The organism is Pseudomonas asiatica (assembly GCF_009932335.1).
Lineage (GTDB): Bacteria > Pseudomonadota > Gammaproteobacteria > Pseudomonadales > Pseudomonadaceae > Aquipseudomonas > Aquipseudomonas asiatica.
On the sequence record NZ_BLJF01000001.1, the window covers coordinates 581638 to 594050 of the forward strand.

The following is a 12413-nucleotide window of genomic DNA, read 5'->3' on the forward strand; positions in this document are numbered from 1 at the left end:
GCGCAAAGCGCCCCCATGGCCCTCAAGTCCAGCTCAGAATCGGCCAGCCATTGATCTCGGCATGCTCCCGCAACACCGCATCCGGGTTCACCACATGCGGATGATCCACCTTCAGCAACAGCGGCAAATCGTTGCGCGAGTCGGAATAGAAAGTCGCCCCTTCCAGGTTCTCCTGCTCCTGGTCCAGCCATTCCAGCAACCGCGTGATCTTCCCTTCGCGATAGGTCAGCACCCCGTGGGTCTTGCCGGTATAAACCCCGTTCACCGCCTCCAGTTCGATCGCCAGGTATTCGTCCACCCCCAGCCGCGCCGCAATCGGCCCGACCAGGTGCGTACCCGACGCCGAAATGATCAGGATGCGATCCCCGCGCTTGCGGTGCTCGGCAATGCAGCGGCAGGCGTCGCCGTAGATGATTGGCTCGATCACCTCTTCGACCCACGGTGCTACAAGGTGCTCGACCTCTTCCAGGGTGCGCCCGGCAATCGGCTCCAGGCTGAAGGCCATGTAGTCCTCCATCCGCAGGTGGCCCTTGCCATAGGCTTCCATCAACTCATGGTCGCGGCGCAGGAAGGCTTTGCCGTCGACCCAGCCCAGCCGGGCCATCTGCTCGCTCCACAGTGAGGCGCAGTCGCCGTGGATCAGGGTTTCGTCCAGATCGAAAATTGCCAGTGCCATGGTGTTGATTCTCCTTAGGCCACTTCCCGTAGCGCCGTGGGGTCGATCGACAAGCTTACCCGTTGCCCGTCCGCGTGCAGGTCGGACGGTGAGCGGTTGAGTACGTCGACCACCAGTTCCACCTCGCGCACCCGCACCCGGTAGCGGATCACGTTGCCCAGCAGGCTGTGGCTGCGCACTTCGGCGTCCAGTTCACCGTTGTTGCCCAGGGTGATCGACTCGGGGCGAATCGCCAGGCGGCTGGTCACCGGGCGCTGCAGCAGGCGGCTGGCGCTGTCGGCGTCGAGCAGGTTGTAGTTGCCGATGAAGCCGGCGGCAAACAGGTCCACCGGCGCGGTGTACAGGGTTTCGGCATCGCCGCTCTGGACGATGCGCCCCTGGTTCATCAGGAAGATGCGGTCGGACATGGTCAGCGCCTCTTCCTGGTCGTGGGTGACGAAGATGGTGGTCAGCCCCAGCTCGCGCTGGATGGCGCGGATCTGCTCGCGCAGGTGCTTGCGGATGCGCGCATCCAGCGCTGACAACGGTTCGTCGAGCAGCAGCAGGCGCGGGCGGGTGACCAGCGAGCGGGCCAGGGCAACGCGCTGGCACTGGCCGCCGGACAACTGGTGCGGGTAGCGCCCGGCGAAGTTGCCCAGTTCCACCAGTTCCAGCGCCTCGCGCACCCGGGCCTGGCTTTCGTCGGCCTTGACCTTCTGCATGCGCAGGCCGAAGGCGACGTTCTGCTCCACGGTCATGTTGGGGAATAGCGCATAGCTTTGAAACACCATGCCGATGCCACGCTTTTGCGGGCTCAGCGGTACGATGTCATGGCCGTCGAGCAGGATCTGCCCGCTGTCCACCGGGGTCAGCCCGGCGATGCAGCGCAGCAGCGTGGACTTGCCGCAACCGGACGGGCCAAGCAGGGTGACGAACTCACCGCGTTCGATATGGCAGTCGATGTTCTCGAACACCGGGCTGCCGGCGTAGCTTTTTTGCAGTTTCTGTACGCTGACGAAGCTCATGTCAGGTCTTGTCCTTGTTCAGGCGGTTGGCGACCCAGGTCAGTACCAGCACGAAGGCGAAGTACGAGATCACCAGCGCGCTGTTGAAGTGGCCGCTGCTGTTGCGCATGTTGTTCAGGTACACCTGCAGGGTCTCGTAGCGGGTACCGACCAGCAGGTTGGCGAACACGAACTCGCCGAACAGGAACGAGAACGACAGTAGCAGTGCCACCATCAGGCCCTTGCGCAGGTTCGGCAGCACCACCAGCAGCGCCGCCTGCCAGGTGCTGGCGCCCAGCAGCTGGGCGGCGTCCATCAGGTCGCGCAGGTTGATCGCCTGCAGGTTGTTGGTAATGGCCCGGTACATGAACGGCAAGGCGATGGTGAAATAGCAGCCGATCAGAATCCACGGTGTACCGACCATGGCCATGGGCCCGCTGCCATACAGCTGCAACAGCCCCACCGACGACACCACCGGCGGCACCGCGAACGGCAGCAGGATGAGGATGTTCATCAGCGCATCGAGCCTCGGGAAGTGGTAGTGCACCACGAACAGCAGCGGCAGGATCAGTACCACCGACAGCAGCAGCGCGCCCACGCACACCAGCAGCGACTGGCCGAAGGCGGCCAGGAAGCGCGGCTCACTCCACAGCGCGATGTACCACTTGAAGGTCAGGCCGCTGGGCAGCAGGCTGGCCGACCAGCTGGTGGCCAGCGAGTAGAGCAGGGTGCCGGCCAGCGGCAGCAGCAGGATGAGGAACAGCAGGTAGACCACGGCGCGGTGGTACCAGCCGCCGGAACGGGCGTCAGCGCGCATGGTAGCTCCTTTTCAGCAGCCATTGGTGCACCACCGTGACCAGCGTCATCAGCCCCACCAGTACCATCGCCAGGGCGCTGGCCAGGTTGGGATCGAGGCTGATGTCACCTGCCACCAGGCCGGCGATGCGGATCGGCAGTACGTTGAAGTTGCCGGTTGTCAGCGCGTACACGGTGGCGTAGGCACCGAGGGCGTTGGCCAACAGGATGACGAAAGTGCCCAGCAGTGCCGGGGTCAGCACCGGCAGGCCGATGTGCCGCCAGAATTGCCAGTGGCTGGCACCCAGCAGTGCGGCCGACTCGCGCCAGTCTTCGCGCAGTGCGTCGAACGCGGGGTACAGCAGCAACACGCCAAGCGGGATCTGGAAGTAGGTGTACACCAGGATCAGCCCGCTCTTGGAATAGATGCTGAAGTCCTCCAGCAGGCCGACCTGCTTCAGCAGCAGGGTCAGCGCGCCGTTGAAACCGAGCAGGATGATGAAGGCGAAGGCCAGCGGCACCCCGGCGAAGTTGCTGGTCATGTTGGCGAAGGCGCTGACGAAGTCGCGCAGCTTCGAGTCCACATGGCGCAGCGAGTAGGCGCCCAGGGTGGCGATGACGATGCCGAACAGGCTTGACCAGAAGCTGATTTCCAGGCTGCGTTGCAGGGCCTGCAGGTAGAACTTCGAGGCGAATACCTTGCTGAAGTTGTCCACGCCCCAACCCGCTTCCGATTGCAGGCTGTTGATCGCCACCCAGGCCAGCGGGGCGATCTGAAAGATGACGAAGAACACGGCGAACGGTAGCAGGCAGAGCAGGGCCAGGTAGCGGCCACGGGTGTTGCTGCTCTTGGGTGTGGTCACTTCAGCAGCTCCCGGCAGACGGTCTTGTCATGCGGCGCGCCGAGCAGCTCGCAGATGGTCCCGCACAACTCGGTCTGCAGCGGTTTGGCCGCAGGATCGAGGCTGAAGGCATCGCCGAAGACGAACAGCGGCACTTCGCGCTCCTCGGTCAGCAGGCCATTGTGCGAGCGGTCGTTGTTCATGCCGTGGTCGGCGGTAACCAGTACCTGGTAGCCCTCTTCGAGCCAGCCTGGCAGGTAGTCTGCCAGCAGGATGTCGGCGCTGCGTGCGGCGTTGCGGTACTGGCTGCTGTCCAGACCGTGGTGGTGGCCGACATCGTCGATGCTCATCGGGTGCACCAGCAGGAAATTGGGGGCGTGGCGGCGGCGCAGGTATTCGCCATCGGCCAGCAGGTGCGAATCGGGGTAACGGTCGTCCCAGTAGAACAGCCCGTGCTGGATCGGCAGCTTCGGTGCGTGGGTATGGCGGTCGCGCTGCGGGTCGAATGGCGAGCGGTTGTACAGCTCGCTCATCCAGTGATAGGCCGCAGCCGCAGTGCCCAGGTTGGCCTCGCGGGCGTAGTGGAACACGCTGCGCTGGTTGGACAGACGGTTGACGTTGTTGTGCACGATGCCGCTGTCGATCGGCGGTACACCGGTGAGGATGCACTCGTACAGCGGCCGCGACAGCGACGGCAGTTCGCATTCCACGCGGTACAGCGCGGCACGGTCGGCCTCGACGTAGGCGTGCAGGTGGCCCATGGCGTGATGCGCGACCTGGTAGTTGAGGCCGTCGAGCAGGACCAGGATGACGTTGTGTTGCATGGTGGCTCCAGTCATAAACCGCGTTGCCTTCATCGCCGGCAAGCCAGCTCCCACAGGTCTACCACAGGATTCAAACCCAGTGGGGTACCTGTGGGAGCTGGCTTGCCGGCGATGAGGCCAGTCCAGGCGCTACAGAAGATAGCCCCTTATTCCATCTCGATGATCACCTGCTCCTGCCACATCTGCGGCAGTTTCTTCGAGCTCGCTTCCCAGGCCTCGGCATTCTTGATCGGCTGCGCAGCCCTGTACTGTTCGTTGGGCAGCAACTTGGCCTGCACATCGTCCGGCAGCTTCAGGTGCTCGGCACGGATCGGCCGCGCATGCCCTTTGGCCAGGTTGATCTGCCCGGCATCGCTGAAGATGTATTCACGTGTCAGCTTGGCCGCATTCGGGTGCTTGGCGTACTTGTTGATGATGGTGGTATAGCCGGAGATCACCGAGCCATCCGACGGGATCAGCACTTCGAAACGCTTGGGGTCGATCTGTTCACGGTAGCTCAGGCCGTTGAAGTCCCACACCACGCCCACTTCCACCTCGCCCTTCTCCAGGGTCTGGATGGTCGGGTTGGCCAGCGACAGGCGCTTCTGCTGGGCCAGTTTGGTGAACAGTTGCAGGCCCGGTGCCAGGTTGGTCTCGTCACCCTTGTAGGCGATAGCCGCTGCCAGCACGCCGTTGGCGGCCTGGGCTGCGGTGCCGACGTCACCGATGGCAACCTTGTACTTGCCTTTTTCCAGGTCGTGCCAGGTCGTTGGCCGCTCGCCTTCCTTGACCAGGTCCTTGTTGATGATGAAGGCGATGGTGCCGGTATAGGCCAGCGCCCAGTGGCCGTCCTTGTCCTTGGCCCACGTCGGCACCTGGTCCCAGGTGCTCGGCTTGTACGGTTGGCTCACGCCCTTGCTCACGGCGATCGGGCCGAAGGCGGCACCCACGTCGCCGATGTCGGCGCTGGCGTTGTCCTTCTCGGCTTCGAACTTGGCGATTTCCTGGGCCGAGCTCATGTCGGTGTCGCTGTGCTTCAGGCCGTACTTGCTGGCCAGGTCTTCCCAGGTGCCTTTCCAGTTGGCCCAGGCATCGGGCATGCCCACGCTGTTGACGTTGCCTTCCTTGCGGGCGGCGTCTTCCAGGGCCTTGAGGTCGGTATCGGCGGCCATGGCCGTGGTACACAGGGCGATGGCCGAACCGAGCAGTGACGCCATGAACAACTTTTTCATCCGAAGCTCCTTGGTGGGTGCCTTTAGCGATGGTTGTTATGAGTGAAGCCGTTGTCTGGTGACCGTTGGTCTAGGTCAGCAAACCTTGAGCCAAGGTAGGCTGCTTGCGTGACAGTTTGATGTAGGGAAGGGCCGGTGAAGGCCCTGAAGCTACAGCGTAGACCACGGAACCGCCCCGGTTCTGCTGGCTTGGCGCGTTTCTGGCAGTGTTTGGCCAAAGCCTTGTCACAGGATGTTCATCAGCCCTGCCTAGGCTTGCACTATTCTCCAAGTGCCCTGTTCTGGGGCTGGACTAGTCCAGATAGGTAACCTTTGATGCAGCCGATGCCACCGCGTGCGGTAACAGCCATCTGTCACGCCCTGCAGGAACAGATAGAGCACGGCCTGCTGGCGCCGGGCGGCAAGCTGCCGGCCGAGCGCAAGCTCAGCGAGGTGTTCGATACCACGCGCATTACCCTGCGTGAGGCGCTGGTGCAGCTGGAAGCCCAGGGGCTGATCTACCGCGAAGAGCGTCGCGGCTGGTTCGTCGCGCCCGAGCGGCTGACCTACGACCTGATCGAGCGCAGCCACTTCCATGCCATGGTCCGCGACCAGGGGCGGGTGCCCAGTACCGAACTCTTGTCGGCTCGGCTGCAGCCGGCGTCGGCGGCCATCTGTGCGCGCATGCAACTGCCGGCGTTGTCCAGCGTGGTACGTATCTGCCGGTTGCGGCGGATCGATGGGCGGGCGGTGCTGTATGCCGAGCACTACCTCAACCCCCGGTACTTCCCGGAGATTCTCGAACAGGACCTGGCCCAGTCGCTGACCGAGATTTATGGGCGGGTGTACGGTATCCAGTATGGGCAGGTGTGCTTCGAGATCTTGCCGACGGCGTTGCCGGTGGAGGCGGCCAGTGCCTTGAAGGTGTCGGCGGGAAGCCCCGGGTTGCATATCACCCGGGTCAACAGTGACCAGCATGGGCACCTGATCGACTGCGACCTGGAGTATTGGCGGCATGATGCCATCCGCATCCGCGCCCAGGCGGGTTGACCATGGTTTTTTGGGGCTGCTTTGCAGCCCATCGCGACACAAGGCCGCTCCTACAGGGAAACGCGTACTCCTGTAGGAGCGGCCTTGTGTCGCGATGGGGCGCGAAGCGGCCCTAGTTCGATACGGCGTTGCCATCTGCCATCGTGCCACCAGCCGCCGTGACCACCTGCACCGACAATCGCGGCGTCGCCAGGTCCAGCCCCGCCTCATCCAACTGCCGCTTCAACGCCAGGTTGAACGCCCGCGAAACCTCCCACTGCTTGATAGGCGCAGTCTTGAACCGCGCCCGCAAGATCGCCGACCCCGACTCGAAGCTCTCCACCCCCTGCAGCTCCAGCGGCGACCAGATGTTGCGGCGCATCAGCGGGTCGTTGCGCAGCTTCTGCCCCACTTCGCGAATCAGCGTGATGGCCTGGTCGATGTTCATGCTGTGCGGGATCGCCACGCGGAAGATCGCGTAGCCGAACTCGCGCGAGTAGTTCTTGATGCTCTTGATCTCGCTGAACGGGATGGTATGCACGATGCCGTCGATGTCACGCAGGCGCACGGTACGGATGGTCAGCCCCTCCACCGTGCCCAGGTGGCCGCCCACATCCACGTAGTCGTCGATGGCCAGCGAGTCCTCGATGATGATGAACAACCCGGTGATCAGGTCGGCCACCAGCGACTGGGCACCAAAGCCGATGGCCAGGCCGATCACACCGGCACCAGCCAGCAGCGGGGTGACGTTCATGCCCATGTTGGCCAGGGCGACAATCACCGCGATGATGAAGATGACCACGAACATCACATTGCGGATCAACGGCATCATGGTTTGCGCACGGGCGTTGGCCAGGCCCCTGCGCGAACGCACCAGGGCGTGGTGCACGGCGGTGTCGGCAAGGATCCACACCAGCCAGGCGACGATCAGCGTGCCGGCCAGGCCCAGCAGGCGCACGCTTATGTCGTGACCGTCGCCTTCGGCGAAGCTGATCATCGACAGGCCCCACACACGCAGCCCCAGTTCGATGAACACCAGCCAGATGAACAGGTGCACCAGCAGGTAGCCGAAGTTGCGCAGGCGTTCGGCGTACACCGCCTGGCGCTTGCTGGCGCGCTTGGGGTTGGCGGCGTGGCGGCGCACCAGGCCGTTGAGCACCATGCACACCACCACCAGCACCGTGCACATCAGCGACTGGCGCAGGGCGGTGCTGGTGTCGCCGGCCGAGATAAAGGTAGCGAACAGCGAAATCGCCACCAGGATCAGTGCCGGCACGAACCAGAAGCTGCCGAGGATCTCGATGGTGTCACTGAGGGTGCGCCGGGTCAGGCGCCGTGACAGCGGCTGGTTGCGGATCAGGTGGGCGATCGGGCGACGGAAGCGCAGGATGAACAGCCCGGTGCACAGCGCCGCGATCACGTTGGCCAGGGTGGCCAGGGCGTGGGCCAGGTGGGTACCGAGGGCGACCATCAGGCGCGGGTCGCTCATCGCTTCGCCAAACGCGGCGAAACTGCCGATCAGCCACAGCGGGCGGAAGGCCTGGTGGCGCAGGATGTACAGGGCGCGGTGGCGGTGGGGGCCGTCGAGCAGCGAGAAGGCAATCACGCAGATGGCCGAGAAACAGGTGCCGACCACCAGTGCGTAGGCCAGCACCATGGCCAGTGACTTGCCCAGCGACGGCGGCAGCACGAAGCTCAGGTAAACGGTGAACACCAGCGCCACCAGCCACGGGCCCAGCTTGCGCAGGGCAAAGCGCACCAGGTCCCAGGTGCGCGGGTGCTGCGGCAGTTCCTCGCTCAGGCCAAAACGCAGGCGTACCCGATGCCCGACCCAGTTGAAGGCGTAGGCCAGCACGCTCCAGACGGCGATGACGGCGGCAAAGCCAAACAGAATGGCCGGCCACTGGTGCACCGGCACCATCAACTCGGTCAGTTCGGCCTGGGCCTGTTCGATTTCCGCGGCCCAGCGATGGAACGGGCTGGCATCGCCGCTGAACTGCTTTTCGAAGTCATGCAGGGCGCCGCCGATCAGGCCGAGCACGCCCTGTTCGACGGTGGGTTGCGATTGCCTGGTGGCGTCGCGCAGCTTTTTCAGGTCGGCCAGGAGTTTGGCCCGCTGCTGGTCGTTTTCCAGGTTCTTGATCACCTCGTCCAGCGACTTGCCCAGCGGTTCGCTGGCTTCTGGCTGCGCGGGCGCGCTGCCACCCAGCAGGCCTGGCAGGCCCGCAGCCTGTAACGGGGTGACAAACAGGAACAGCAGCAGGAACAGGCAACGCAGGAGAGCAGGCACTGGCAAAACTACCTCAGGTCAAACGATTGACCGAGTGTAGAGGTTCACGACGGCAGTTGCTCCAGGATTTTCCAGCAGGTGAGGCCGAAGATACCCAGTGTGCCGACCCACATCATCACAACGCCGATATTGCGCTCGCGCAGGCTGAAACCGATGGTCAGCAGCAACAGGAACAGAAACACCGGCACGAACAGGGACAGGAACGGGGACATGGACAGCAATCCTTTTGCAGTGGGGCCATGTAACAAGCATAGCGGGTGGTAGACGAAGCGGGATTGACCTTGAGCAGGCCCGGCCTCTTCGCGGGCATGCCCGCTCCCACAGGTACTGCACAGTCCTTGAATGCTGTGATGATCCTGTGGGAGCGGGCGAGCCCGCGAAGAGGCCGGGCCTGGCTACATCAAAGCATCAAGGCAACTCGCGGCAACGGTAGAACGCGCTCAGCACCTTCACCAGGTGCGCCAGGTCATGGCTGCCGCACAGTTCGCGAATCGAATGCATGGCAAAGGTCGGCAAGCCGATATCCACCGTACGCACGCCCAGGTGGCTGGCGGCAATCGGCCCGATGGTCGAACCACAGCCCATGTCGCTGCGTACCACGAAGCTCTGCACCGGCACTTCCTCGGCCATGCACAGGTGACGGAAGAACCCGGCGGTTTCGCTGTTGGTAGCGTAGCGCTGGTTGTTGTTCACCTTGATTACCGGCCCGGCGTTGAGCTTGGGCCCGTGGTTGCCGTCGTGCTTGTCGGCGTAGTTGGGGTGCACGCCGTGGGCGTTGTCGGCCGACACCATCAGCGAGCGCTGGATGGTGCGCACGTAGGCGTCGCCATCCGGCAGCAGGCGTTGCAGGGTCTGCTCCAGCATCGGCCCGTCGGCGCCACAGGCCGAGCAGCTGCCGACTTCTTCATGGTCGTTGCACACCAGTACGCAGGTCTCGTCGCTGTCGGCGGCCAGCAGTGCCTGCAGGCCGGCATAGCACGACAACAGGTTGTCCAGGCGCGCGCCGGCGATGAAGTCGCCGTTCAGGCCGACCAGCGCGGCGTTTTGGGTGTCGTAGAAGCTCAGCTCGTAATCCAGCACCACGTCGGCGATCAGCTCGTGCTCGCGGGCCAGTTGCTCGGTGAGCAGGGCGCGGAAGTCGATGCGCTCGTCACCCGCCACCTGGGCCAGGATCGGCGGCAGCTCGTTCTGCGCGTTGATGGTCCAGCCTTCGTTGGCGGTGCGGTTGAGATGGATTGCCAGGTTGGGGATGACTGCGATCGGCAGCTTGAAGTCGATCAGCTGGCTTTCGACCTTGCCGTCACGGCGATATGTGACCCGGCCGGCCAGCGACAGGTCGCGGTCGAACCATGGCGCCAGCAGGGCGCCGCCATACACTTCGACGCCCAGCTGCAGGAAGCCCTGGCGCTGCAGCTCGGGCTGCGGCTTGACCCGCAGGCACGGGCTGTCGGTGTGGGCGCCGACCATGCGGATACCGTTCAGCAACGGTGCCTGCTTGCCCAGCTTGATGGCGATGATCGACGAGTCGTTACGGGTGACGTAGTAGCGGCCGCCAGGTACCGTGGCCCAGCTGTCGCGCTCGTCCAGGCGCTGGTAGCCGGCAGCTTCCAGGCGCTGGGCCAGGCTGGCGGTGGCATGGAAGGGCGTGGGGGAGGCCTTGAGGAAGTCGATAAGGCCAGAATTCAGTGCGTCGCGCATAGCTCACTCCAGACAGCAGTGGCGCGAGTTTAGCGTATTAGGTCGACAAATTGTGTCTGCCTCTTCGCGGGCTCGCCCGCTCCCACAGGGATCGCAAAAAACTTGACAGCTGTGCGGTCCCTGTGGGAGCGGCTTCAGCCGCGAAGAGGCCGGTACAGCCACTCACAAATCAGAAAGGCGCAGGGCACTCGAACTTCAACCGCTCCCCGGACACCGGGTGGGTAAAGCTCAGCATCGAGGCATGCAGGCACAACCGCTCATGGGCAGCCAGTGCTTCGGGGTTGGCATACAGCCGGTCGCCCAGCAGCGGGTGCCCGATCGACAGCATGTGCACGCGCAACTGGTGCGAACGCCCGGTAATCGGTGTCAGCTCTACCCGGCAGTAATCACCGCAGCGCTCGACGATGCGCCAGAAGGTCAGCGCATGCTTGCCCTGCTCGTGGTCCACCACATGCCGTGGCTTGGTCGGCGGGTCGTAGCGCAGCGGCAGGTCGATGCTGCCGCTGTCCAGCGCCGGCTGGCCCCAGCACAGCGCGGTGTAGGCCTTTTCGGTTTCGCGGTCGTGGAACTGGCGCGACAGCTCACGATGGCTGTCGGCATCCCGGGCCAGCAGGATGATGCCGGAAGTTTCCCAGTCCAGGCGGTGCACGATCAGCGCGTCGGGGTAGCCGTTTTCCTGCAGGCGAGTGATCAGGCAGTCCTTGTTGTCCTCGGCGCGGCCGGGTACCGACAGCAGCAGGGTCGGTTTGTTGATCACCAGGATGGCGGCGTCTTCGTGCAGGATCTGGATGTTGGACAGCGGCATTGCTTGGTCTCGGTTATATCGGGGAAAACACTGGGGCCGCTTTGCGGCCCATCGCCGGCAAACCAGCTCCCACAGGTACAGCGCGAACCCTGTGGGAGCTGGCTTGCCGGCGATGGGCTGCAAAGCAGCCCCAATGATCCAGGCCTGGTCGCGAAATCAGCGATCCGGCAAGGTGATGTTCAGCTCCAGAATCGAGCAGCTACCCTGGTTTTCCAGCTCGATATGCACATCATCGTTGCCGATGTTCACATATTTGCGGATCACTTCCAGCAGTTCTTTCTGCAGCGCTGGCAGGTAGTCCGGTTCGCTGCGTTGGCCGCGCTCGTGCGCCACGATGATCTGTAGACGCTCTTTCGCTACCGACGCGCTGGTCTGTTTCTGTCTGCCACGAAAGAAGTCAAAAAGGTTCATGGTTTACTTGCCTCCAAACAGGCGCGCGAAGAATCCTTGCTTCGGCACTTCGATGAACCGCAGGGGCTTTTCTTTGCCCAGCAGACGGTCGACGGTATCGCTATAGGCCTGGCCGGCATCGCTCTGGTCGTCGAGGATGACCGGGATACCCTGGTTGGAAGCCTTGAGCACTGCCTGGCTCTCGGGGATCACACCCTTGAGCTTGATCGCCAGGATCTCTTCGACGTCGGCGATGCTCAGCATTTCGCCCTTTTCCACGCGCTCCGGGTGGTAGCGGGTGATCAGCAGGTGTTCCTTGATCGGCTCTTCGCCGTTCTCGGAGCGGCGCGACTTGCTCGACAGGATGCCCAGCATGCGGTCGGAGTCTCGTACCGAGGATACCTCGGGGTTGGTGACCACGACGGCTTCGTCGGCAAAGTACATGGCCAGGTGGGCGCCTTTCTCGATACCGGCCGGCGAGTCGCAGATGACGAAGTCGAAGTCTTTCTTCAGCTCCATCAGGACCTTTTCCACGCCTTCCTGGGTCAGCGCGTCCTTGTCACGGGTCTGGCTGGCGGCCAGCACGTACAGGTTCTCGAGGCGCTTGTCCTTGATCAGGGCCTGTTGCAGGTTGGCTTCGCCGTTGACCACGTTGACGAAGTCGTACACCACGCGGCGTTCGCAGCCCATGATCAGGTCGAGGTTACGCAGGCCCACGTCGAAGTCGACGATGACGGTCTTGTGGCCACGCAGTGCGAGGCCGGTACCAATGGCGGCGCTGGTAGTGGTCTTGCCCACACCCCCCTTGCCGGAAGTAACCACGATAATCTTGGCCAAGGTGTTTCACCCCTAAAATAATCGGGACACACGTCCCTGCAAAAATACAAATAA

13 protein-coding genes are annotated in these 12413 nt (G+C 63.5%); 1 reads left to right on the forward strand and 12 read right to left on the reverse strand.

The features are described 5' to 3' along the window. Nucleotides 1–22: 22 nt before the first annotated feature. The 6 genes from GYA95_RS02660 to GYA95_RS02685 all read right to left on the reverse strand — a co-directional run bounded on the left by GYA95_RS02660 (nt 23) and on the right by GYA95_RS02685 (nt 5331). Nucleotides 23–676 (reverse strand): HAD family hydrolase, encoded by a 654-nt coding sequence (locus tag GYA95_RS02660; RefSeq protein ID WP_015269274.1) that lies wholly within the window; start codon nt 674–676, stop codon nt 23–25. Between the two features lie 14 nt (nt 677–690). Continuing rightward, on the reverse strand, nt 691–1680 hold the full coding sequence (locus GYA95_RS02665) for an ABC transporter ATP-binding protein (protein WP_015269275.1): 990 nt from the start codon (nt 1678–1680) through the stop codon (nt 691–693). Between the two features lies 1 nt (nt 1681). Then, complete coding sequence (locus GYA95_RS02670; RefSeq protein WP_013971414.1) at nt 1682–2476, reverse strand: ABC transporter permease; 795 nt, start codon at nt 2474–2476, stop codon at nt 1682–1684. Next, on the reverse strand, nt 2466–3317 hold the full coding sequence (locus tag GYA95_RS02675; protein WP_015269276.1) for an ABC transporter permease: 852 nt from the start codon (nt 3315–3317) through the stop codon (nt 2466–2468). Before GYA95_RS02675 ends, GYA95_RS02670 begins: the two co-directional genes overlap by 11 nt. Further along, nucleotides 3314–4120 (reverse strand): alkaline phosphatase family protein, encoded by an 807-nt coding sequence (locus GYA95_RS02680; RefSeq protein WP_013971416.1) that lies wholly within the window; start codon nt 4118–4120, stop codon nt 3314–3316. Before GYA95_RS02680 ends, GYA95_RS02675 begins: the two co-directional genes overlap by 4 nt. Nucleotides 4121–4266: 146 nt before the next feature. After that, on the reverse strand, nt 4267–5331 hold the full coding sequence (locus tag GYA95_RS02685; RefSeq protein WP_015269277.1) for an ABC transporter substrate-binding protein: 1065 nt from the start codon (nt 5329–5331) through the stop codon (nt 4267–4269). A gap of 315 nt (nt 5332–5646) precedes the next feature. On the opposite strand from GYA95_RS02685, the gene phnR reads away from it, so the two are divergent. After that, nucleotides 5647–6360: a phosphonate utilization transcriptional regulator PhnR gene (gene phnR / locus GYA95_RS02690; protein WP_015269278.1), complete on the forward strand. Its 714-nt coding sequence runs from the start codon at nt 5647–5649 to the stop codon at nt 6358–6360. Between the two features lie 112 nt (nt 6361–6472). Here phnR and GYA95_RS02695 read toward each other — a convergent pair whose 3' ends face one another. From GYA95_RS02695 to minD, 6 genes are all read right to left on the reverse strand, one after another. Beyond that, nucleotides 6473–8629 (reverse strand): mechanosensitive ion channel family protein, encoded by a 2157-nt coding sequence (locus GYA95_RS02695; RefSeq protein ID WP_015269279.1) that lies wholly within the window; start codon nt 8627–8629, stop codon nt 6473–6475. A 44-nt stretch (nt 8630–8673) separates the two neighbouring features. Further along, complete coding sequence (locus GYA95_RS27540) at nt 8674–8841, reverse strand: hypothetical protein (RefSeq protein ID WP_003260099.1); 168 nt, start codon at nt 8839–8841, stop codon at nt 8674–8676. Between the two features lie 196 nt (nt 8842–9037). Further along, on the reverse strand, nt 9038–10327 hold the full coding sequence (locus GYA95_RS02700; RefSeq protein ID WP_015269280.1) for a M18 family aminopeptidase: 1290 nt from the start codon (nt 10325–10327) through the stop codon (nt 9038–9040). Between the two features lie 169 nt (nt 10328–10496). Beyond that, nucleotides 10497–11132: an RluA family pseudouridine synthase gene (locus GYA95_RS02705; protein WP_011532730.1), complete on the reverse strand. Its 636-nt coding sequence runs from the start codon at nt 11130–11132 to the stop codon at nt 10497–10499. A 156-nt stretch (nt 11133–11288) separates the two neighbouring features. Further along, nucleotides 11289–11543 carry a cell division topological specificity factor MinE gene (gene minE / locus GYA95_RS02710; protein ID WP_003252572.1) on the reverse strand — a complete coding sequence of 85 codons (255 nt, stop codon included), beginning with the start codon at nt 11541–11543 and terminating at the stop codon, nt 11289–11291. Between the two features lie 3 nt (nt 11544–11546). After that, a complete protein-coding gene (gene minD / locus GYA95_RS02715) occupies nt 11547–12359 on the reverse strand; it encodes a septum site-determining protein MinD (RefSeq protein ID WP_013971423.1) in 813 nt (270 codons plus the stop codon). Nucleotides 12360–12413: the final 54 nt, after the last annotated feature.